This window comes from Vibrio sp. CCB-PB317 (genome assembly GCF_022808245.1).
Classification (GTDB): Bacteria; Pseudomonadota; Gammaproteobacteria; order Enterobacterales; family Vibrionaceae; genus Vibrio; species Vibrio diabolicus.
In genome coordinates this window covers 814,586-836,083 of the sequence record NZ_JALGNU010000003.1, presented here as the reverse complement: position 1 = coordinate 836,083, position 21,498 = coordinate 814,586, and the positions used below count along the sequence as shown (strand labels likewise).

Genomic DNA, 21,498 nt, shown 5'->3' with positions numbered 1-21,498 from the left:
GTTCAAATAAAGTTGTTGCTGATTACAGTGATTCCACTATTTGATGAGCGCCAGAATTTCTTTGAATTCAGGTGCTCGGCAATCTTCGACCATTTCATACAAACACATTTCTAGCCCAGTGAGCACCACACCGTTAGCGGTTAACTTCGCAAGAGCGAGCGCCTTATTGGCAGCGGTTCGGGAAGATACACAATCCGTGACTAATTCAACGCGATAACCGGACTGGCGCAGAGAAACCGCGGTTTGATAGACGCAAATGTGGGATTCAATACCGCAAACCAACCAGGTATCAACTTTCGCATTCTCCACCGCGACCTTAAACGTCGCCTCTTTGCAACCATCAAACGTGTACTTGGTAATAGGTAAATGCGTGCTTTCAAGCACTTCACGAATCGGCTCCGCGGTTGGGCCCAACCTTTCTGGATTCTGTTCTAGCCACAGAATAGGCAAATCTAGTGCTTTGGCACCCTTTACCAGTTTCGTGATATTTTCAATCAGTGCGTCGCTTTCATGCATTAATGTAGCGAGTTTGCCCTGAACATCCACCACAATCAGGCCCGTGTTTCCTTTCGACAACATTTCCATCTCCTATCTTGTGCGACCACAAACCATACTCAATAAGTTGAGTAACAGTTAATGTATCAGAACCCTTTCATGTTAGAGCAATAAAACCTAGAAAGACGATCTTCGCTCACACATTTGCCCTTAGTTAAGGGTGGTTTGAACTGACTATTTAAATTTCTCTCGAATTAGTTCAATCAAGGCTTTGACTTTATTGGGCAGAAATAAGGCCGAGGGATAAATCAGAGTAAGATGCTGCTTCGGATGCGCGAATTGAGGCAGCACCTCGACCAACAAACCGTCTCTCAGTGCAGGCTTGGAATGAATTTGAGGAATAAACGCGATGCCGTTTCCTGCTATCGCCATCGAGCGCAGCAAGTTGAGGTCGTCCGAGCGCAACGCCACATGCAAATCTGAATCGAGCAAATCGGCATTGTAACGATTAGTTAAAAGGCGATGCTGCTTAAGATCTCCCACCGTTTTTACTGGCGGATGCGATTCTAGATAGGCTTTTGACGCAACAAAGTGACTACGATAAGGCAAAAGACTGAACTGCACATAGCTGTCATCGGTGACTTTGACCACGCTCGGAAGAAGCTGCAAATCAAACGATTGACGCTTGAGATCGACACTCTCTTGATGGTTTTCAATCTCGACCGAAATATCCGGATACCGCGTTGTGTACTCGGTGATGATCGCGTTAAACGCGGCAGAGCTCATCAATGCGGAAGGAATGGCTAAACGCACCTTGCCCGTCAGCTCTTGTTGATATTCGTGCATGGCATTTAAACCTTGCTGAATATGGTCAATAGGCTGCCCCACCAACTCAAACAAGCGTTTCCCGTGCTCCGTCAACTCAATGCTGCGTGTTGTGCGGATCAAAAGCTGTACCCCGAGCGATTTCTCTAATTCTTGCAGGCGACGACTCACTTTTGAGCGTTGTAGTTGATTCGCCTCTGCCGCTGCACTTATACCGCCGTGAACCACCGTCTGAGTGAATAGGTAAATATCATCAAAACTAACGTTCATTGTCCTATTTTTAGGTCATTTATGTTCGTATTATCATTCTACTGAATTGTGAGTGACTTCTCTATAATCCGCTATCCAATATGTTTAACGGAACTTGTAATGACGGCTGACCAAAAATTCAAACACTGGATGCGAACTTTGATTGTCCTGTTCATCGTACTATTTTTGTACATTATCATTGCTGACCGCCACGCCCCCTTAACGACCGAAGGAAGAGTGCAAGGATACGTTGTCCAAGTCGCGCCCGAGGTATCTGGTAAAGTGACCGACGTTCTCATCGAGAATAACCAGTCCGTTCAAAAAGGCGATGTGTTGTTTACGATTGATGATCGTAAATACAAGATAGCACTTGAACAGGCGGAGCTGTCTCTGCAATCCGCTTATGAAAAAGAAGCAACGCTGTATTCTCAACGCGAAGCCGCTCTTGCCAATATTGCCCGCGCACAAGCGACATTTGATAATGCACACCGCGAATACAACCGCTTACTGACGTTATCGAAGCAGAAAGTCATCTCTCAATCGACACTCGATAATGCCTTTGCCCAAAATCAGGTATCACGTGCAGCGCTTAAAGCGGAACGACAAAACTTAAAAGTCATTGAGGCGCAATTAGGCGATCAAAAAGGTCAAAGCACCGCCGTTCGAATTGCCAAAAACGGCATCGAAAAGGCGCAACTTGATTTGGCAAATACCGCGGTACTCGCTCCCAGTGATGGTGTCGTGACCAACCTGCAACTAGAAGTTGGCACGATGGCAAACACCAACATGCCATTGCTGACATTTGTACCAACAGGATCACTCTGGGTAGCCGCTGATTTTCGTGAAAAGTCCGTCGCGAACGTAGACAAGACTTTCCACGCCTTGGTCACATTTGATGCCAACCCAGGTTCGGTGTACGACTTTGATTTAGCTAGCCGCGATTACGGTGTAGCAGCCGCACAACAAACGCCTAATGGCGCACTAACCAAAGTGGAAGTGAACAACCGCTGGGTACGTGATGCACAGCGTACACGAGTGAACCTAACCAGCAGCGAAGAGTTACCACCAGCACTGTTTGTCGGCTCTCGCGCTACCATTGTTTTGTACCCAGACAACAGCATTTTCTGGCAGTTGATGGCGCAAGCACAGATTCACCTCGCAAGCTGGTTCCACTTCATTTACTAGGCGGCGACAATGAAAATCTTACGAATTTGGTTCGGCTGCTCTTTAGGGCTCGCGCTAAGCATGATCTTCGGTTGGTCTTACGGATTTTTTGCCATCATGATGCCGCTGTTTATTTTGGGCAGAATGGACCACTTTAACCTAGCGGCTTTATTGATCGTGTTTTTCTCTGCGGTGTGGACAACCATACAAGCCACATTTTTACTGGAATACTTGCAGTTTCATCCAACATTAATGACCGTAGCCGTTGGAATCATGATGCTGTTTAAGTGCATTGCAATGATGAACCAGAAAACCTATTTGTTTGGTTACATGGGGTTGTTGGTGGGATCAATTGTGTTGAACTTTGCCAGCTATAACTTCATGGATATTGAAGAGTTCAACGTCAACATGTGGGTGATGGCGTTCAGCAATATTTTTGTTTGCGCATTCGCGTATTGGTTGTTCCCTGAGCCAAAATCCTCCGCCGAGCACATTGAGATGTCGACCCCAGTGAAAAGCGATATTGACTACATCAGCCAAGTTGCCATGGGTTGGGTAGTGGCGATGGCGGCATTTATCGTATTCCAAGTAGCAGACTTATATGACTCGCTATCCGCACAAGCTTCCATTTTGATCATCCTAACCCCAATGACTTTAGCGGGCTCGCTCGCCATGGCAAAAATTCGCATCATCGGCACCGCACTAGGCTGCATCGCAGGGATGGCTGTTCAGCTGATATTGGGCAGTTGGTATGGGCATGGGCTACTCTTTTGGCTCGCCTTTACCATTGCCATGGGGCCATTCTGCTTGTGGCTCACCAAGGGGCAAATTAAAGCGGCTATCGCGTTTTCTGCCATGTCTGCCCTATCGGTTCCGCTGACGACCTCATTGGTGCCAGAACAAAAAGACGCGTTCTTTTCGATCTTGTACCGTTTTAGCTCGATTTTCGTCGCGGTTTTGCTCACCGCGATGGTGATGTGGGTGGTGCATCACTGGATTCGTGTGATGTTGCTAAAGCATCCTGAGATGAGGAACGTGGAGTTGAATTAAGCCTTGGCCGAGGCTGAAAACGGAAAACGGAAAACGGAAAACGGAAAACAAACTATGCCGCTCACTTTACTGCGGGTTACTGCGAGCGGCATTTTTATTTAAAACGGTCATCCTAAACATCGAGGAACGAGCGTGATTCAGGATCTACCCACCGAGAGCTTTGAAGTTCCTAGCTTATCGCCATCTCCCAGCGAGTTGTTAGCAGATTCCTAGTCTCGTCTAGACTCGCTGGAATGACCCAACTTTGAATACAAGCCAAATAGTTGGGTACGTGAGTAACGTATCTCTTAACAACCGTCATACTGAACAACGAGGGACGAGGTGATTCAGGATCTACCCACCGAGTGCTGTGAAGTTCTAAGGTTATAGCCATTTTCCAGTGAGTTGTTAGCAGATTCCTAGTCTCGCTTAGACTCGCTGGAATGACCCAATCTTGGATACAAACCAAATAATTGGGTATGTGAGTAACGTATCTCCCAACATCCGTCATCCTGAACAACGAGGGACGAGGTGATTCAGGAGCTACCCACCGAGTGCTGTGAAGTTCTAAGGTTATCGCCATTTTCCAGTGAGTTGTTAGTAGATTCCTAGTCTCGTTTAGACTCGCTGGAATGACCCAACTTTGGATACAAACCAAATAGTTGTGTACATGAGTAACGTATATCTCAACAACCGTCATCCTGAACAGCGAGGAACGAGCGTGATTCAGGATCTACCCACCGAGTGCTTTGAAGTGCGAAAGCCTCGCCATTTCCCAGCGAGCTGCAATCAGATTCCTAGTCTCGTTTAAACTCGCTGGAATGAACCTAACTTTAGTTTATGGTGTCGAGCCCAAGTCTTAATATCAACCCACCAACTCTTTACGAATGATCTCCGCTCCCGCACTTAGCGCATTGAGCTTAGCGGTTGATACTTCACGAGACAAAGGCGCCATACCACAGTTGGTACATGGGTAAAGCTTGTCGGCATCAACGTATTTCAATGCCTCTCGCAGTGTGTTCGCCACTTCTTCTGGCGTTTCAATTTCGTTGGTTGCAACATCAATCGCACCAACCATCACTTTCTTACCGCGAATCAACTCAAGTAACTCAATAGGCACTCGTGAGTTATGACATTCGAGCGAGATAATATCGATATTCGACTGCTGCAGTTTAGGGAATACTTCTTCGTATTGTCGCCATTCAGTGCCTAGCGTTTGCTTCCAATCTGTGTTCGCTTTGATGCCGTAGCCATAGCAGATATGCACCGCCGTTTCACATTTCAGCCCTTCAATCGCACGCTCTAAACATGCAATGCCCCACTCGTTCACATCATCGAAAAACACATTGAACGCAGGCTCATCAAACTGAATGATATCGACACCTGCCGCTTCAAGCTCTTTCGCTTCTTGGTTGAGGATCTTTGCAAATTCCCAAGCCAGCTTTTCACGGCTACCGTAATGATCATCATAAAGTGTGTCGATCATCGTCATAGGGCCCGGCAGCGCCCACTTGATAGGCTGCTTAGTTTGCTGACGTAAGAACTTGGCATCTTCAACAAACACGGGCTTTGTGCGGCTTACTGGGCCAACCACCGTAGGAACACTTGCTTCATAACGGTTGCGAATGGTCACCGTTTTACGGTTTTCAAAATCTACGCCGCTTAAATGCTCAATAAAGGTCGTCACAAAATGTTGGCGAGTTTGCTCGCCATCACTGACGATATCAACGCCTGCCAGTTCTTGTTCTTGCAAAGCGACACGTAGCGCATCGCGTTTGCCATCGATCAGTTCTTCACCTTGCAGTTTCCACGGTGACCAAAGTTTTTCTGGTTCGGCCAGCCAAGAAGGTTTCGGTAAGCTGCCAGCCGTTGAAGTCGGTAATAGTGTTTTCATCGTCATTCCTTTCTAGATTCTCGTGGTCGATTACGCGTAGTTTGCAGACCATTGTTCAAGCACAGATTGATAAGGTTTGATGAAATGCTCCTCGGCAAATTTCCCTTGTTCAATCGCCAGTTGGCTGCGCTCTTCTCGGTCGTAAACAATTTGAGTTAGCGAGTGGTCTAGGTTTTTTAGGTTTGGCTGGTAGCAATTACCGGCAACCGCGTTGGCATTGTAAATCTCTGGCCGGTAAATCTTCTGGAATGTCTCCATCGTGCTAATCGTACTGATAAGCTCTAGGTTTGAATAGTCGTTCAACAAGTCACCGAAGAAGTAGAATGCCAACGGAGCAACACTGTTTGGCGGCATAAAGTAGCGCACCTGTAAGCCCATCTTCTTGAAGTACTGCTCCGTCAACGAAGATTCGTTCGGCTGATATTCAAAGCCCAAAACAGGATGTTGGTTTTCGGTACGTCGGTATACTTTGTTGTCCGATACGCTCAGACAAATCACAGGCAGCTTTTTGAAATGCTGTTTGTAAGACTCAGAATTAACGAAAGCTTTGAACAGTTGGCCATGCAAATCACCAAAGTTCGCTGGGATGCTGAACTGTGGCTGGTTTTTGTTGTGGTCCAACAGCAAAACGCTAAAGTCGTAATCACGAACGTATGAAGAGAAGTTGTTACCCACAATACCTTCGATGCGCTCGTTAGTGTTGTGGTCAACAATATTAGTTTTGAGCACTTCAATCGAAGGGAAGGCTTCGCCACTGCCTTGGATATCCATATCAACAGAGATGATTTCAAGCTCTACTGAGTAGCGGTCACCTTGCGCATTATCCCAATGTGCCAACGCATTAAAACGATTGTCGATCATTCGGAGTGCATTGCGCAGATTCTCTCGGCGGTAGTTTCCACGAGCCAGATTAGCAAAGTTGGTAGTGATTCGCGTGTTGTCTGATGGTTGGTAATTCTCATCAAAGCGAATGCTTTTGATAGCAAATGTGAAATCGTTATTCATCGTGAGTTGGTATCCTATTTCCTTAGATAAAGCAGACTTTTCCTAACTCTGTGCATGGGGATATTTTTGTTTTTTGGTTTTCCCAATCGTTAGGTTGCGCAGCGTTCACGACGAACAGTTCGTACTAAAAACGGTGGTCGCAGTGCCTAACACCAGAGCAGTCCGTTTTTTATACTTGCTTCACGAGTTGAATAATATTGGTATTGTTTCACATTGAACATGAAAGAAATTCATAGTGGGAGTTCCGACCCTGAGGGAACTATCGTAGATACTGTTATTCATTGACACCAATACACGTAACTTGGCGAGCATAGTGCCAATATGTGTAATTAAGAAACTGATGACTCGCGAGGGATTAGCTGTATGTGAACTAGTTTTAAACTTGGAAAACGCATTATATAAACAAGATGCTAACTGGAATATAGGACAGCGTAGCTTAAATAGTACTTTTCACATTCAATCATTTATTCAAGCATTCGTTTAATCAGAAGTACCTTACATTTAATATTTTCGGAAAAATTATTATTTAATTATCTTATTTCTTTCTTTTCCTATATTTACCATCTCAAACGTAAAGTTTCATTTTTCTGTTGTAAAAGCACATATAACTTCATACACGAATATGACAACTTCATTGACAAGCTTTGTCACCCAACTATTACATGAAGCTCGAAATAACCAATAATAAAACAAACATAACCTACTGTTTTAATTTAAATTAAATTCAGGAAGCCGTAATGACCACATAACGACACTTTACTTAGTTTGGCATAACAGAAACCTCAACGATAACATGGTTAATACTTATAAACCTCACTTCTATCAATAAGGAATTTTAAACATAACATTAGAAGATAAAAATTAAGTAATAACTTAAAAAGGTAAAACTTAATAACCAAATTCTTATTTATTATAGTTGAGTAATGAATTTAAAAACTATGAGACATTAATCCCACGAATCTATACTTTTCCTTTTTTTATTAAAAAACAAGATGCAATATTTCACCGCTCAATTATTGAGCACCAATTAATAACCAGTCCATAATTATAAAACACCCATAGAGTTATTGTTAAAAACCAATAATAACCTTTATGGGCTGACTAATAGGAAACAACAATGGAAAAACAGCATCTTTCCGCGAGTATTATCGCGCTCGCATTACTTGGTTCTCTAGCTCCAGCACATGCTGAAGATACATTAAAAGCTTACACTTCGACCTTGCTACAGCTCGATGATAGCGATGCACGCTCGAAGAAAATCCGCTTAATTTACTCATTAGAAAATGTCTGGAACCAATCTTTGCTGCCGAATGGAGCTAAGGAAGCCAAGTTGCTTCTAAACGGAGGCTCTGGTTTCGACATGACTAATGTACCGAATAAAGAGCAGATCTATGGTTTTGCCACCGGTGGAGACTACCGTTACACAATCCCAACAGCCTTTAAACTGGCACTGAGTTATTTAAATGGTGCCCCTTTACGTCATATGAGCCATGCTCCAGAAAACACTATTGCAACTGCATCTGTCAGTGAGTCTTTGGACTTTAATCTTGGCTTCAGTGCTTCTGATTCTCCAAATATTAGCGGTGGTATCTCCTGGAGCAACCGCGTAACTTACGATCAACCAGAATTTCAGACGGTGGCTGATTTTGATCAGACCAATGAGAGCATTAATTGGCTTATCGAAAACCAGACTATCCGCCACAATACTCCACCTAAAGACTGGTTATTGTACCGTTGGACCAGCTGTGACATGGGCAACCTAATTGACTATAGCGAATTACCTGTCGTGATGCGCTCTGACTTTAAACCGCAAGTCGGTGTTGTATATCGAAAAAATGATATTCAAGATGGCCTAGATACATCAGAAGTCAAGCTGGTTGCAGGTTGGCGAAAAACCAATTACTACTTTGGTCGTGACTGGTGTAGCTGGTATACCACCCCAGAAAATACCTGGAAGAAAAATCGTGATAGCAGTCAATGGACAGAGACTAGCCGAGCCGTAACTATCTCTTGGAATGACGCGCTCTACCACTAACTTATTAGCCTGCGGCCACGGAATGAATAAGTGGCCGCCGTATTTACTAATGAAATAAACGGTAAGACATGACACATGACAAGTAACAAAAAACTCTTGACTGGATCGGCGCTAGCACTTGGTGCAGTACTCGCCATATTTCTGATTAATTCAAATAACAAGAATGCCCAGACCGAACCTGTTGCAAGCCTTGACGAGCAAATCAAGACAGAAGACGCTGCTACAATAAGTGTAACGCCTCCTGAGAGCGATGCTGCTCAAAAGGTGGTTACCACTCCAACACCACAAAGTGGCAATGATGATACTTCCGACGTCATTCCAGCTACACCTTGGATATCTGCCCCATTAAATGAACTGAGCAATGAACTGTACGATTTTATTGAAGCAGAACAGGTAAGTTACATCAGTACGACCGACTATCCATTCGACGAGCAAAAGCAAAAACAATTGCGAACATTAGCTAAGCAAGGGGTTCCTATCTTGTTTGACAATACGGAGTCATCCTATTTGGATAGCTACGGTGTCAGCGAAACCAAAGTCGTATCAGAGTATTTTGGCACAGCGTCAGAAGGTGATGTCATCATTGCTACCGGAGTGCAGAATGAAGATGGCAGCATTCATTATCTTGTTTTGCCTTTAAAGAGCAAAGATCTCAACGATAACAGTAAATTGATTGAGGACACTAAGCTCGCAATCACTCTACTTAAAGAACAAAAGCATGACTTGATAAAAGAGAGACAAGGCGAATATCGCGAATAAAAATAAAGGAAGATAGCTTCTCCTATTCCATGGCTATCTTCCTTAAAGTAACTCCAGTCTCAATCAAGAAAAATTCATTTATCTTCCCTCCGGAGCCCTATCCGAAATCACCTTGCCATCTTTGATGGTGATGATGCGTTTGGTGCGCTCTGCTAGGGCGTTATCGTGCGTCACGATGATCAAGGTTCTGCCTTCAGCGTGAAGTTGATTGAACAAGGCTTCAATCTCTGCGCCGGATTTTGAATCCAATGCCCCCGTAGGTTCATCCGCTAAGATGATTTGCGGATCGTTGACCAAGGCTCTTGCAATCGCAACTCTCTGCTTTTGACCACCAGAAAGCTGGTTTGGTTTATGGTCTAAACGATCCCCTAGCCCGACTTGCTCTAGCAATTTAGCTGCGCGCTGGCGACGTTCTTTGGCTTTGATACCAGAGTAAACCAACGGCAGTGCCACGTTATCAAGCGCCGTCGCGTATTCCAATAAGTTAAAGCTTTGGAAGACAAATCCGATCTTTTGGTTACGAATGCCAGCCAGCTCATTCGCACTTAAACTTGCGACGTTTTGGCCGCCAAGTTGGTACTCGCCATCGGTGGGCTTATCTAAACAGCCGAGCATGTTCATCAACGTTGATTTGCCTGAACCGGACGGGCCAAGAATCGAAAGAAACTCGCCTTGATTAATGGTTAAGTCAACGCCGTCTAGCGCGCGAACTTCCGCCTCCCCGCTTGAGTAGTATTTACAGATGTTGGTCAGCTCAACAAGCGACTTGTTCGACATGTTCTCTCCAGAGTTATTGTTGTTATTCACTTTGTAGCGCCTCCAACGGGCTGACTTTTGCGGCTCGGTTTGCAGGTAACCATGCAGATGCCACACCAATGATCACTAAGGTGAGGATGACAATCGCGACAACGACCCACGACAACTCAGGGACAGGTTTACCCAGTTGTTCATAAAAGGCATTGCCCTCTAAAGGAATGGAACTGATGGCAGACACCAGCGCGTACGTCACGCCTAAGCCAAGCGCGCCCCCCATCATCATTGTCAATAAAGACTGCACTAAATAGTGCATGCGAATGGCCGTTGGAGTTGCACCGACTGCCATGCGCACGCCGATATCACGCGTAGATCGCTTTACGGTGGCATACATCACATTGGCGATGCCAACGCCAGCAACAGCTAACGTCACGAAGCCGATAATGCCAAGAAAACTCTGCAAACCTATCAGAAACTGCTGCATACTCTTTTGCTTAAGGAACATATCATCGACTTGGACGATCTGCTCATCGCTGACACTTGCCCCGTGCTTACGGGCAATCACTTGCCTGATCGTCTTTGCTAAGGCTTCTCGGTCTACATCGGCTTGTGGTTGCACATTGATGCCACCAATTTCACCGTTGACATGAAATCGCTTCCACGTCGCTAACGGCACAAAGCTGGAATAGTTGATAAGATCCCCCAGCTCTATTTGAGCGCTGTTTTTCTCCAATACGCCCACAACGGTGAACTCCTCATTGCCGATTTTTACCTTTTGCCCCACAGGGTTGACTTGCAATGTGACTGTCGCAAACCAACTAAAGTCCTCATTCGGGTTGAATAAGTCGGCTGCCAGTTCATAACCCAGTACAACGACTTTGCGCGTCTCTTTTTGATCGAGTGGATTTAACCATCGTCCCCCCGCCATCGGCACCAGATTGGTCATGGATTGAAACTCGCTCGTGACCGCTAAGGGCTCTTGCCACGAGCTTCTGTCACCAACGGTGATACGCTCTTTCCACTTCGCAGTTGGCGCAACGCTTTTTACATCGGGTAACGCTCGAACGACCTCTGAATCGTCCATTTTTAATGTCAGAAACTTGCCTTGGTGAAAAGCACCGTGGTCGACGGTGGCCATCCCTCCGGTCAAATAGATCAAGTTGCCGTTACCATTTTGTGCGGTTTTCAATACGCCCTGACGAATGCCCTCACCTACCGCCAACATAGCAGCGATACAGAGGGTCGCCCACGCTACAGCCAGAATGGTCAAACCCAATCTCAACTTTTCTGCGGCCATTTCTTGGAAAATTTGTCTCATCGGTAACAACATGACTAGGCCCTCGCATTCAAAGCAATGACTGGTGTGAGACGTGATGCTCGCCTTGCTGGGAAATACGATGCCATCAATGCCAAGATAAGCGTCACAAGTAAAGACCAAGCAATGGAATCTGGCGTGATCACAGGTAAACCCATCCATTCCGGTAATGCCATGCTGCTTAGGACAGATACCACTGCATACGAAAACATCAGACCTAATGCCGTGCCCACGGCTACCAAAATAAGCCCTTCAAGAATAAACTGACTGAGTATGGATTTTTGAGTCGCCCCGATCGCCAAACGCACACCGATTTCACGCGTGCGCTCCGTGACAGATAAAAACATGATGTTGGCAACGCCAAGCGCACCGACCGCCATGGTCATCGCACCGCTCGCTCCGAGAAAAATCTGAATGCCACGTAAAATTCCACTGATGACCGCCGCACCTTCACTAAAATCGGGTAATTCGATCGCATCTTTATCACTTGGGTCAAAATGAAGCTGTTTGGCGAAAAAGTTCACGATATTTTGTCGAAACGACGGTGCATCCATCCCGTCTCTCGGCTTCATCAATACCATCCAAGGTTTCGCATCCCACAAATCGCGGTACGTTGTTTGAGGAATGAAAACAGTGCGGCTATCGCCGAATGAAATGCCAGTGTCCTCACCGACGGTTATCCCAATCACCAAAAACGGAATGCCGTTGACTTTGAGCCTATCCCCGATTTGGATTCCGCCCATTTGCGCAATTTGATCGCCTAACACCGCCACGCGAGTGTGGTTGTCCATATCACTTGGTGACAGGTTTCTCGAACCGGATTTCAGCTTGCGTTGCATTAAAGGAAAGTAAGACGTATCAATACCGCTGACCGTACTCGATAAGTTCTGTCCTTTGAGATTGGTGATATTCGCATCCCATTTGGCGTAAACGCTCGACGCCTGTTGCACGAAGCCCGACTGTTTGATCATGTCGACTTTTTCTTGTGGAATATCAATTTGTCGTCTTGAAGGTAACCCTTGCCACGGTTTACTGGTACTCGACGGAAACACCACTTGCACATTGTTGATCATAAATGAAAACGACTGGGTCTGATGGCGATAAAAGCCTTCGCCAAGTGCGATTAACACCACCACAGAGATCACGCCCCAAGCAATCGCGATAATGGCTAGCACACTCTTCATGCGGTGCGCCATCAACGTTTGCCAAGTTTGTTGCAACAGGCTGCTCATGAATGAAAAGCCCGAGAGATCAACGCCATGGTATCGTCATCGAGTTTTCCTGCGGTTTGCAGTAAGCCGATTCTCTTACGCCAATAGCTGTACAAGTTGGTTTGCAGACTGTTTTTCGCCTCAAACAAGCTGTTGTGTGCACTGATAACTTCCGACACTTCAAGCAGACCAGCGTCGTAAAGTTTCTCTTTGCTTTGCAACACTCTGGCGCGCGACTCAACCAGCTCGTTCGCTATTAAAACTTGATTCCAATTGATATCGACCTGCGTAAACTGCTGAATAACTCGTTTCTGAATATCAATTTCCACTCTACGCATATCTTGCTTGGCGCTTAAAATGTTCAACGATGCTTCGTCCACTTTCGCTCGCACTGCACCATTGAGGTCAATCGGCAAACTCAAACTAATCCCAGCGTTAAACTCGCCGTTTGAACGATTGTCACCATCGCTGTAGCCCACACTGCCTTTGACGGTCGGGTAGTATCCACCTTTAGCTGAATCTTTCGCGAACTCGCTCGCTTTCACCATCTGCGCCGCCACCAACAGCTCTGGACTGCTGTCTTTCGCCAGTTTTAGCCATTGCTCCTGAGAGTCCACCAGCATCGGCGGCTGAATCAAAGAATCCGTTCGAATTTGGTCGACACTCTCCGGCATTTGATTGATTAACGCCGCAAGCTCTGCTTTTTTCACTTCGAGATCGGCTTTTGCATTGAGGATACTTGCTTGCTCAGAGACTTGATTCGCTCGCATCTCTTCAACATCAACCGACTTCACTTTGCCTGCTCGATAGCGTTTCTCGATGATGTTGAGAAGTTCTTTCCCCTCCTCCAGCTTGGACTGCGCCAATTTGAGGTCGCCCTGTGCGCTTGCCACATCTAGGTAAGCGGTGAGCAACTTTTGCGCAAGCTCGTTATGCGCTTGAGATAACTCTAACTGTACTTTGAGATAATTGGCATTCGCTTGATCCAGTTCCGACCACAAACTGCTATCCCAAATAGTTTGAGTTAAGGTAGCGCCGTAACTGTTGGAATGGCTTGAGGACTCATTCCAATCCGCTGACGCACTGGCACTTAAGCCCGGCAATAACGCACTGCGGTTACTCTGTACGCCAACCTCGCCAAGCTGGACGCCGATTTTCGCTTTTTCGTAATTTGGATCGCTCTGCTTTGCTTGTTGCCAAGCTTGTTCAATAGAAATTGCGTAGGTCGGCAAACTGAGCGTGGCAGCCAACAATGCAAAGGCGATTGTTGATCGTTGCAGCTTAACCATGCGCCGCTCCCATCATGCTGTTGTCGATAACCTCTTCATCAAGCTCCACGCCGTCAAGCACTTCGACATTGATGCCATCTGACAGACCGAGTTTCACAGGTTGTTTATGAAACCCTTGTTCTGAGCTGTCGGGGATCAGAACATTCGGTGCGTCACCATCAAATTGCAGAGCGCGCTCCGGTAGAGTGAGCACGTTTTCAGACTTCTTCAGAATGATTTGAGCCGTCGATGAAAAACCAGAACGAAGCAACACATCTTGTGGGATCTTGAGTTCTCCCACTTCAACCTCAAAACCGTTATCAAAACTTTTTGCAGAAGCATTGCCCTCTGGTGAGTTGAGGTTCTCAGATTGAATCGCCACTTTGGTTAGCACACCAGAAATCGCCACATCAGGATAAGGCGCCACCGTCAACATAACGGGCATTCCCGGAGACAACTGCGCAGCATCATGCTCACTGACGCTACCTTTAAAAATCAGACTGTTCATGTCGGCCAATGACATCATTTCAGTCGCGGCTTGGCTTGATTGAGTCGAGATGATCGGCTCTCCGACCTCAACTTTCTGGTTGAGTACCGTGCCATCAATTGGCGCGTAGATCGTCGACGTTAAACGCGCATCACCGATAGACGCCTCACCACTGCGGATGAGTTCGAGATTCTGGCGCTTTTGCAATACGTCCGCTTGCGCAGATTTGACTGCCGAGCGCGCACTTACGTATTCGTCGTAGTTACTTGGAATAATGTCCTGCTTGACCAAGCTTTCTAAGTTGGACAGTTTTTGTTTGGCGGATTCCAGATCGGCTTCACTACGCATGAGTTCTGCCGATGCATCCGTTAATGCTTGGGGGGTTGGGTTTGGACGCACTTTGATCAGCGGCTGGCCTTGCTTCACCTTTTCACCAACTTTCGCGTAAATTTCACCGACGATACCGTCAATTTGTGACTTGATAGACACGGAGTGTGCAGGGACAATTTTACCAACAGCCACCGCTTGTTTTTCAATCGTGCCTTTTTCCACAATCAATGTAGGCAGCAATTCTGGTTGAGCAGCAGATTGGAGATAGAAATACGTACCACCGCCGAGCAGCGCGATGCTCACAGCGGAGACAAGCCAACGTTTCGTCATTATTTATTCCAACAATTATTGGGTAGTCTAATGACTACTCCTAAAACACAAAGTTGAAGGAATAATATCCTGCTTTAATAGCGGTTTGGTTGTCACAGTTGGTATGGTTTTGTCAGTCGCCTCTGACAATCAAAGACTAAAAAATCTCGACGAATCATTCAGCAAAGACGCTGTCTACGATGGCGACTAACATGCTCTGTAACCGCTCGTTTCAACCGCCACCCTTTTCATTCTGAACAATGTGCAAAATGGCGCAGTTCTGTATCCTTCAATCGCATATCCATACAGTCTTGCGCCTCACGTCCTAAAGCAGGAAAAACCGCATGCGCTTTTAAAATGCCTTGGCTGATAAAGCCACATTTCTCCAACACACGAATACTCGCGTGGTTGCCAATATGCGGGGTAGTGCGAATGCGCGTTATACCTAAGCTTTGCAGGTAAACAACGCCAAGTTTGCAGGCTTGGGTTGCATAGCCTTTTCCCTGATAGCGAGCAGAAATACCAAAATGGATTTCACTGCTGTCTTGCTCAGGTATCAGCACCAGACAACCAATAGGAGTTTGAGAAGTGAGTTCTTCAATAGCGAAGACTAATAGATTGGGAGACTTTTGATCATATTGAGCGCGCCATCTTTCGATCGCTTCAAGGGTTTGATTAGCATTTTGGTGGGCTTGGCGATTGAGGAAGCGACATGCTTGCTCATCGCCTAAATAGTTTTCAAACAGGGGAGCAGCGTCTGTTGTTTTGAGGTATCTGATTGCCACTTGTTGAGCTTCAACTCTCATCATGATTTAGCTCTGATAAACATTCGGTTTCCAGATTTGCATGAAGTTTTCTACTGGAGCAATAGGAGTGAACCCAAACTGTTCGTACAACCCATGAGCATCGCGGGTTGCAAGCATCATACGGCGTAAGCCTTGTAGTTCTGGATGAGCAACAATTTCTGAGATCAACCACTTACTGATGCCTTTACCACGGTGTGCCTCCACTACAAACACATCGGCAAGATACGCAAACGTGGTGCGATCGGTAATTAACCGAGCAAAAGCAACGAGTTGATTTTCGTCATCCAAAACCGCGAAACAGAACGAATGGCGCAAAGACTTCTCAAAGCGTTCTCTTGGAATACCCTTTCCCCAATAACTGTTTGAAATGAATTGGTAGATAACGTCTAAATCCATGTCATCTAACGACGTGGTAATTCGAAACCCTTGCATTGTATCCCTCAACATTGATTTATATTTTCTCAGCCACACAGACAAGCGAGTTGGCATTCGCCTCAAATGCTTGCGCTGACCAAGACTGGTACTTCTCTATGATTCTGAATCCCGTTTGTTCAAGGAAAACCTCTATGTCTTCCAGCGGACGATATTTTAAATCAATGCTGGAATACTCAATCGTTCCACCTTCAAAATGGCGCTCTTTCTTCAAATACATGATGGACGTTTGCAAGTCATACTCGGCCTTCATACCTAAATAATTCACTTCACCATAAGTTGGAGAAACATAGGTTTGCCACAGTGCCATCTCATGATCCAGTTCTAGATTCTCTGGCGTTGGTAAACGCGTATCGAAGACAAATCGCCCACCTTTTTCTAGGTGCTTTGATATTGAGCTCAGTGCGCCTGCCAGCATGTCGTCACTTAAAAAGGCTTGGAATGCATTCCCTGTCATTATGGATAGGTCAAACTTCTTACCTAACGAAAACTGGGTTGCGTCGAGATGAAGAAAACGTAAGTTACTCCTACTTTTGGCTTTGTCCTTTGCGTGTTTGAGCATCCCTTCAGAAATATCAATGCCAATGGCTTCGTTGAGTTGCTCAGAGACTGGAATCGTGACAATGCCGGAACCACAACAGACATCCAGTACACTTCGAGCATTGGTTTCTTCGATTAACCTTGTGATGAAAGCAATGTCGTAATGGTAATGCTGCTCGTATTGGGCATCGTATTCAATGCCCGATCCGAACTCGGTTAAATCTTGTGTTTTCAAAAACAGTCCTTGTTTGTTACTTATTTCAGCGGTGTGACTTTTTCAGCTCTAGCATCAAGTATCGACACACATAACCAACACCAGATACGTAACCAATCACATTTTCTAGGGAAACCACTTCCAACCCAGCCTGCTGACAGAGTTGTTCAACTTCACTTTCGGTATATGCCGTATGCACGACCGATCCACTATAAGTATTTCGAGGCAAATCTTGTCCATCCGGAGCGTGGTATTGAAACATCCATCATTTCCTCCTTGATAACCAGAACGATGCTCGAATGTAACACGCAATACGCACCTAAGCACTTATTAAATGGCTAATTTTTTATGAAACGTAACCGACTGGTTATTCAGCGCTAACCAGTAGAAATAGATGAAATTTTGGAAAGTATTAGCCCGTGATTCCGATGGAATTTTTAAGTGCATAAAGAGAAAATATGTCCTGATAATCTGTCTTAGATTATTCAGCTAATCTTATTTCCATCATTCTATTCGCTGTATATAAAAACAATATTTAAATTAACATAACAAACCTATCGCTTATTATTTTCCATTTAAATAATGATTCTTATTTTTAATATCATTCTATAATTAAAGTGCTCAAATTCTCATGTTGTATTAACTTGAGGTTTAATTTATGAAACTAACTCCTTATTTAACTGCTGTTGTTTCGGTCAGCTGCGCTTTTGGCGCATTCGCAGCCGATGATTCAAACGCACTTTTAGAAGATGCACTGAGTGCAGCGCCACCGACTATTCGCGATAAAGTAACGGTGATGGACTGGAACAATAATGTTCTGCAAGAAGGTTCTAGCCAATACACTTGCTTCCCAACGCCACCTCAATTGGAAGGCATTGCTCCAATGTGTATGGATGGTCCTTGGATGGAATGGGCAGACGCTTGGATGAACAAAAAACCTTTCCAAGCCAAAGCATTAGGCATTTCTTACATGTTAGCGGGTGATGGCGGTGCCAGTAACACCGACCCATTTGCAGAAGAGATGACGGACGATAATCAATGGATTGTGGAAGGACCACACTTGATGATTATTACCCCAGACCAAGCGTTGCTCGACTCTCTACCAACCGACCCAAGTTATGGTGGCCCATACGTAATGTGGAAAGGCACGCCATACGCACACATTATGATTCCCGTTGGAGCGAGAAAATAAAAAGAAAAAATCCGATATTCAGTATTTTGAATATCGGATTTTTATTTCATTATCGAGCCAACCAAATTCTCGCCAATATTCCTATCGGCGTTGTGATGCCTGTCGTAATAGAGGTCACTTCACCATTTCTTAAAATATAAATGGTTGGAGTCACGCTAATTTTCCATTCACGCATAATATCGCTTGAAGGATCGTTTATGTTTTCAAAACGATATTCTTTTGCCTGCATAAACTGCGCCACGCGCTCATTCGGCCCCGATGAGCCAGAAACGCCAACTACGGCATAGTCATCACTCAGCCAGCTCACGCTTGGGCTTACAAATTTACAAGCGGGACACCAAGTCGCCCAAAAGTAAACAACGACAGGTTGTTCATGACTTTGCGCGATTGCATCGAAGTATTCACCATCGCTCAATACTGAGCTCAATGGTGGTGCCTCCTGTTTCGGAATATCTTTGGTGCGATACCAATCCATCGCGATAGAAATAGCGGTTACAATGAGCACCACCTGTACGATTTGAACGAGCCAATATCGGAATGTTCTACGCTGCTTTGTCGAACTCATTGAATGGTTCCCCCACTCGCTTGTTTCACCGCGCTTAAAACAACATCATCAGTCAGAATAACAGGTAACGGGATACCTTGTGGCGCCGCCGGGCCATAGACGATGTTAAACGGCACACCGTAACGCCCATGAGCTCGTAAAAAGTCCGTTACCGAGCCGTCCGGATGTGTCCAATCCCCTTTTAATGTCGCCACATTAGGGCTTTGCAGCAATGAGTAGACAGGATCTTGCCAGATCACGCCGATCTTGTTCGCTTTACACGTGACACACCAATCCGCAGTCACATCCACGAACACCACTCGCCCATTATTGACGTGCTGTTCGATCGCCGAGTTGGAAAGCTTCTGCCATGCTAAGTCCTCAGGAAGCGGTGTCGCCCATTGATTTGCGGTGACGCTGCCAAGTAGCAGCCCGCCAGCAATTAAGATAAGCGATGCAGAGCCGGATACCACGAGTGCTTTATCGCCATGAACGCGTTTAACGCGAATCATCAGAACAATAAACGCGACTAAACCGGCGAGAATGACCCAAAACACTGGTAGGTGATTGGCCATCAAAGACAGTAGCCAAACGCTGGTGGCCAACATCATCACACCAAATACGTTTTTGACCACGTTCATCCACTGACCCGGCTTCGGCAATTTAAGCGCAATGCTTGGGAAAATTGCCACCATAATCCAAGGCAACGCCATCCCCAACGCTAAGGCGGTGAAAATTGCAAACAGCGTAACTACATCCGCACCCAAAGCAAACGCCACGGCTGTTCCTAGGAAAGGCGCAGAACACGGCGTAGCAAGCAAGGTTGCAAACATCCCTTGCACATAGTGTCCAGCTAACGAGTTGTCGCCTTTCGACGCGAGCCATGTACTGGAGCCAGACGAAAGACGGATTTGAAACAGTCCTAGCATGTTGGCGCCAAACAAACCTGTGACCAGAACCATCAACCCTAAAAACCAAGGACTTTGGAACTGAACGCCCCAGCCAATGGCATTACCTGTCAGTTTGAGCGCAAAAATAAAGCCAGCGAGAATCCAGAACGACGTTAAGATACCAAGTGACGAAGCAACAAACTGAGCGCGGATTTGACGACGCTCGATACCTTGAGCGGCAACAATACTACTGAGCTTCATCCCCAAAACCGGAAGAACGCAAGGCATGATGTTGAGAATCAAACCACCGAGCAAAGCGAACAGAAAAATACTCACTACAGACGTGCTCGGCAGTGGGTCTACTATCGCCTCAGCTATTGCTTGAGTGGTTTCTTCTGCCAACAAGTTGGCGTCTTTGATGGTCACAAACAGCGACTGATCACTTAACTCCACATCGCCTAACCAAGTATCCACCAAATAGCTCGCGGTAACGGTATTTCCCTCTTGATGTATACCTTCAAGCTTGAAGCTGTAGTCACGAATTGCATCACCAACACCATCCACCAACACTTGAGGATTTTGCCAACCTTGCGTGTTCTTTAGTTTGATTTGTAATTTGGATTGAGTCGCATCCCAGTTTGTTTGCATGACCTCAACAAAAGGAGAAGATTGAGGAACATTACTCACCGCTTGGGCGTAACTGAACATCACGTCTTCGTCCACTTTCAGCTCAGAAGGTAAGAACGTCAATTGGATTTGGTAGTCCGTCAGCACACAAATCGTCGTACAGGAAGAAAGCGTGAGCACTGCATCAATCGTGACGGGTTTCGACATATCGTCGATATGCAGCGTCATTGGGAACAAAGTGTCGCCTTTGTAACCGAGAGTCTCAATGCCCAATAACTCGAACTTTTGCGGATATGGCCATTGCCAATCAACCTTGCTCAGGTTTTGCGAGTTTTGCCAATCTATCGATGGCGCGACACCACCCTCGCCCGGCGATCGCCAATAAGTTTTCCAGTCTCCGCTCAACTTAACATCCAAATAACCTGTAAGTGTTTTGGCTTGCGGATCTTGTTGACCCGTTAATACAAAGCGCGTTTGCACTGGAGGATGTTGCGGGTTGGTCATCCAACCGGTATCGGTAGTTTGTGCTGAAATATTCAGAGAGAACAAACTCAAAGCCAGCGTCATAAAGAACATAGACGCGAACTGAGTCAGTTTGGTAATTTGATTCATAGTAATTCCTAATAATAAAAACAAAATGTGTTAAATCGCTGACGTTATTGGTCAGAAAACACGTTTTTATTCTTGGAATACACAGAAAGTCAGATGGACTCGATACTTACGACCTATCGGCTCCGTCCAATGTTGTGCGCGAATATAAGCGCAGCACATCCAAATAGCCGACGCCAAAAGACCGACAAACAGAACAACAATAAATGCATCGATCTGATGTTGAGAAAATTGAATTAACTTTTCAGACAATTCGCATTTGCTGGTTTCTTTAGCATCAATCGACTTGACGCTCGAACCCTCATCAGTAAGTGAAACAGCAGGCGATACCGTCTCGTACTTCATAGAGCATGACGATGCAAAACCTGAATTTTGCATCAGACACACGACAACCACCCAGCCAATAATCGCTAGTAGCCATTTCACCCGTTTATGTGGTGTGTGATGTCGTTTAGTCAATAAACTCATAAGAATTCAGATAAAGTAGGAACGAAGAAGATAATACGCGAGTCGTCA

General features: G+C 45.7%; 20 protein-coding genes and 1 pseudogene. 5 read left to right on the top strand and 16 right to left on the bottom strand.

Annotated features, from left to right (window positions below):
* Positions 1 to 36 precede the first annotated feature (36 nt).
* Positions 37 to 579 (bottom strand): hydrolase, encoded by a 543-nt coding sequence (locus tag MTR11_RS21075; RefSeq protein WP_005457944.1) that lies wholly within the window; start codon positions 577 to 579, stop codon positions 37 to 39.
* A 150-nt stretch (positions 580 to 729) separates the two neighbouring features.
* Positions 730 to 1,590, bottom strand: a complete 861-nt coding sequence (locus tag MTR11_RS21070) for a LysR family transcriptional regulator (protein WP_031415768.1) — start codon at positions 1,588 to 1,590, stop codon at positions 730 to 732.
* Positions 1,591 to 1,689: 99 nt separating this feature from the next.
* On the opposite strand from MTR11_RS21070, the gene MTR11_RS21065 reads away from it, so the two are divergent.
* Positions 1,690 to 2,754, top strand: coding sequence for an HlyD family secretion protein (locus MTR11_RS21065; protein ID WP_005376744.1), 1,065 nt, complete (start codon positions 1,690 to 1,692; stop codon positions 2,752 to 2,754).
* 9 nt (positions 2,755 to 2,763) lie between these two features.
* Positions 2,764 to 3,783 (top strand): DUF2955 domain-containing protein, encoded by a 1,020-nt coding sequence (locus MTR11_RS21060; RefSeq protein ID WP_243328329.1) that lies wholly within the window; start codon positions 2,764 to 2,766, stop codon positions 3,781 to 3,783.
* Positions 3,784 to 4,627: 844 nt separating this feature from the next.
* Here the strand turns inward: MTR11_RS21060 and MTR11_RS21055 are convergent.
* Together MTR11_RS21055 and MTR11_RS21050 are read right to left on the bottom strand one after the other, a co-directional pair.
* Complete coding sequence (locus MTR11_RS21055; RefSeq protein ID WP_031780992.1) at positions 4,628 to 5,656, bottom strand: methionine synthase; 1,029 nt, start codon at positions 5,654 to 5,656, stop codon at positions 4,628 to 4,630.
* 30 nt (positions 5,657 to 5,686) lie between these two features.
* Complete coding sequence (locus MTR11_RS21050; RefSeq protein WP_145532932.1) at positions 5,687 to 6,661, bottom strand: DUF1852 domain-containing protein; 975 nt, start codon at positions 6,659 to 6,661, stop codon at positions 5,687 to 5,689.
* A 1,117-nt stretch (positions 6,662 to 7,778) separates the two neighbouring features.
* Here MTR11_RS21050 and MTR11_RS21045 point away from each other — a divergent pair.
* Positions 7,779 to 8,696, top strand: a complete 918-nt coding sequence (locus MTR11_RS21045) for a leukocidin family pore-forming toxin (protein WP_053809756.1) — start codon at positions 7,779 to 7,781, stop codon at positions 8,694 to 8,696.
* A gap of 75 nt (positions 8,697 to 8,771) precedes the next feature.
* Positions 8,772 to 9,455 (top strand): topoisomerase I, encoded by a 684-nt coding sequence (locus MTR11_RS21040; RefSeq protein ID WP_243328328.1) that lies wholly within the window; start codon positions 8,772 to 8,774, stop codon positions 9,453 to 9,455.
* Between the two features lie 78 nt (positions 9,456 to 9,533).
* Here the strand turns inward: MTR11_RS21040 and MTR11_RS21035 are convergent, their stop codons facing one another.
* The 9 genes and pseudogenes from MTR11_RS21035 to MTR11_RS20995 form a co-directional block, all read right to left on the bottom strand.
* On the bottom strand, positions 9,534 to 10,232 hold the full coding sequence (locus MTR11_RS21035) for an ABC transporter ATP-binding protein (RefSeq protein WP_005392815.1): 699 nt from the start codon (positions 10,230 to 10,232) through the stop codon (positions 9,534 to 9,536).
* A 22-nt stretch (positions 10,233 to 10,254) separates the two neighbouring features.
* Complete coding sequence (locus MTR11_RS21030; RefSeq protein ID WP_167415335.1) at positions 10,255 to 11,538, bottom strand: ABC transporter permease; 1,284 nt, start codon at positions 11,536 to 11,538, stop codon at positions 10,255 to 10,257.
* Positions 11,539 to 11,540: 2 nt separating this feature from the next.
* Positions 11,541 to 12,755: an ABC transporter permease gene (locus MTR11_RS21025; protein WP_243328327.1), complete on the bottom strand. Its 1,215-nt coding sequence runs from the start codon at positions 12,753 to 12,755 to the stop codon at positions 11,541 to 11,543.
* A complete protein-coding gene (locus MTR11_RS21020; protein ID WP_243328326.1) occupies positions 12,752 to 14,023 on the bottom strand; it encodes a TolC family protein in 1,272 nt (423 codons plus the stop codon). Before MTR11_RS21020 ends, MTR11_RS21025 begins: the two co-directional genes overlap by 4 nt.
* Positions 14,016 to 15,149, bottom strand: coding sequence for an efflux RND transporter periplasmic adaptor subunit (locus tag MTR11_RS21015; protein ID WP_005376722.1), 1,134 nt, complete (start codon positions 15,147 to 15,149; stop codon positions 14,016 to 14,018). Before MTR11_RS21015 ends, MTR11_RS21020 begins: the two co-directional genes overlap by 8 nt.
* Before the next feature lie 227 nt (positions 15,150 to 15,376).
* Positions 15,377 to 15,937 (bottom strand): GNAT family N-acetyltransferase, encoded by a 561-nt coding sequence (locus tag MTR11_RS21010; protein ID WP_140116099.1) that lies wholly within the window; start codon positions 15,935 to 15,937, stop codon positions 15,377 to 15,379.
* A gap of 3 nt (positions 15,938 to 15,940) precedes the next feature.
* Positions 15,941 to 16,366 carry a GNAT family N-acetyltransferase gene (locus tag MTR11_RS21005; protein WP_053306385.1) on the bottom strand — a complete coding sequence of 142 codons (426 nt, stop codon included), beginning with the start codon at positions 16,364 to 16,366 and terminating at the stop codon, positions 15,941 to 15,943.
* 19 nt (positions 16,367 to 16,385) lie between these two features.
* Complete coding sequence (locus tag MTR11_RS21000) at positions 16,386 to 17,141, bottom strand: class I SAM-dependent methyltransferase (protein WP_243328325.1); 756 nt, start codon at positions 17,139 to 17,141, stop codon at positions 16,386 to 16,388.
* Between the two features lie 25 nt (positions 17,142 to 17,166).
* Positions 17,167 to 17,379, bottom strand: a pseudogene (locus MTR11_RS20995) (class I SAM-dependent methyltransferase); the annotation flags it as partial.
* Positions 17,380 to 17,778: 399 nt separating this feature from the next.
* Here MTR11_RS20995 and MTR11_RS20990 point away from each other — a divergent pair.
* Positions 17,779 to 18,312: a hypothetical protein gene (locus tag MTR11_RS20990; protein WP_243328324.1), complete on the top strand. Its 534-nt coding sequence runs from the start codon at positions 17,779 to 17,781 to the stop codon at positions 18,310 to 18,312.
* 49 nt (positions 18,313 to 18,361) lie between these two features.
* On the opposite strand, the gene MTR11_RS20985 is transcribed toward MTR11_RS20990, so the two are convergent.
* The 3 genes from MTR11_RS20985 to MTR11_RS20975 form a co-directional block, all read right to left on the bottom strand.
* Positions 18,362 to 18,877 (bottom strand): protein disulfide oxidoreductase, encoded by a 516-nt coding sequence (locus tag MTR11_RS20985; protein WP_025509204.1) that lies wholly within the window; start codon positions 18,875 to 18,877, stop codon positions 18,362 to 18,364.
* Entirely contained in the window at positions 18,874 to 20,985 is a 2,112-nt protein-coding gene (locus MTR11_RS20980) for a protein-disulfide reductase DsbD family protein (protein WP_243328323.1), read from the bottom strand. The genes MTR11_RS20985 and MTR11_RS20980 overlap by 4 nt, the downstream gene beginning before the upstream one ends.
* A gap of 66 nt (positions 20,986 to 21,051) precedes the next feature.
* Positions 21,052 to 21,450 carry a hypothetical protein gene (locus tag MTR11_RS20975; RefSeq protein ID WP_145473703.1) on the bottom strand — a complete coding sequence of 133 codons (399 nt, stop codon included), beginning with the start codon at positions 21,448 to 21,450 and terminating at the stop codon, positions 21,052 to 21,054.
* Positions 21,451 to 21,498: the final 48 nt, after the last annotated feature.

Bases quoted from the DNA above. Each gene is read 5' to 3' on its own strand.
- MTR11_RS21075 (WP_005457944.1), bottom strand. From the start codon at position 579: ATGTTGTCGAAAGGAAACACGGGCCTGATTGTGGTGGATGTTCAGGGC.
- MTR11_RS21070 (WP_031415768.1), bottom strand. From the start codon at position 1,590: ATGAACGTTAGTTTTGATGATATTTACCTATTCACTCAGACGGTGGTT.
- MTR11_RS21065 (WP_005376744.1), top strand. From the start codon at position 1,690: ATGACGGCTGACCAAAAATTCAAACACTGGATGCGAACTTTGATTGTC.
- MTR11_RS21060 (WP_243328329.1), top strand. From the start codon at position 2,764: ATGAAAATCTTACGAATTTGGTTCGGCTGCTCTTTAGGGCTCGCGCTA.
- MTR11_RS21055 (WP_031780992.1), bottom strand. From the start codon at position 5,656: ATGAAAACACTATTACCGACTTCAACGGCTGGCAGCTTACCGAAACCT.
- MTR11_RS21050 (WP_145532932.1), bottom strand. From the start codon at position 6,661: ATGAATAACGATTTCACATTTGCTATCAAAAGCATTCGCTTTGATGAG.
- MTR11_RS21045 (WP_053809756.1), top strand. From the start codon at position 7,779: ATGGAAAAACAGCATCTTTCCGCGAGTATTATCGCGCTCGCATTACTT.
- MTR11_RS21040 (WP_243328328.1), top strand. From the start codon at position 8,772: ATGACAAGTAACAAAAAACTCTTGACTGGATCGGCGCTAGCACTTGGT.
- MTR11_RS21035 (WP_005392815.1), bottom strand. From the start codon at position 10,232: ATGTCGAACAAGTCGCTTGTTGAGCTGACCAACATCTGTAAATACTAC.
- MTR11_RS21030 (WP_167415335.1), bottom strand. From the start codon at position 11,538: ATGTTGTTACCGATGAGACAAATTTTCCAAGAAATGGCCGCAGAAAAG.
- MTR11_RS21025 (WP_243328327.1), bottom strand. From the start codon at position 12,755: ATGAGCAGCCTGTTGCAACAAACTTGGCAAACGTTGATGGCGCACCGC.
- MTR11_RS21020 (WP_243328326.1), bottom strand. From the start codon at position 14,023: ATGGTTAAGCTGCAACGATCAACAATCGCCTTTGCATTGTTGGCTGCC.
- MTR11_RS21015 (WP_005376722.1), bottom strand. From the start codon at position 15,149: ATGACGAAACGTTGGCTTGTCTCCGCTGTGAGCATCGCGCTGCTCGGC.
- MTR11_RS21010 (WP_140116099.1), bottom strand. From the start codon at position 15,937: ATGATGAGAGTTGAAGCTCAACAAGTGGCAATCAGATACCTCAAAACA.
- MTR11_RS21005 (WP_053306385.1), bottom strand. From the start codon at position 16,366: ATGCAAGGGTTTCGAATTACCACGTCGTTAGATGACATGGATTTAGAC.
- MTR11_RS20990 (WP_243328324.1), top strand. From the start codon at position 17,779: ATGAAACTAACTCCTTATTTAACTGCTGTTGTTTCGGTCAGCTGCGCT.
- MTR11_RS20985 (WP_025509204.1), bottom strand. From the start codon at position 18,877: ATGAGTTCGACAAAGCAGCGTAGAACATTCCGATATTGGCTCGTTCAA.
- MTR11_RS20980 (WP_243328323.1), bottom strand. From the start codon at position 20,985: ATGAATCAAATTACCAAACTGACTCAGTTCGCGTCTATGTTCTTTATG.
- MTR11_RS20975 (WP_145473703.1), bottom strand. From the start codon at position 21,450: ATGAGTTTATTGACTAAACGACATCACACACCACATAAACGGGTGAAA.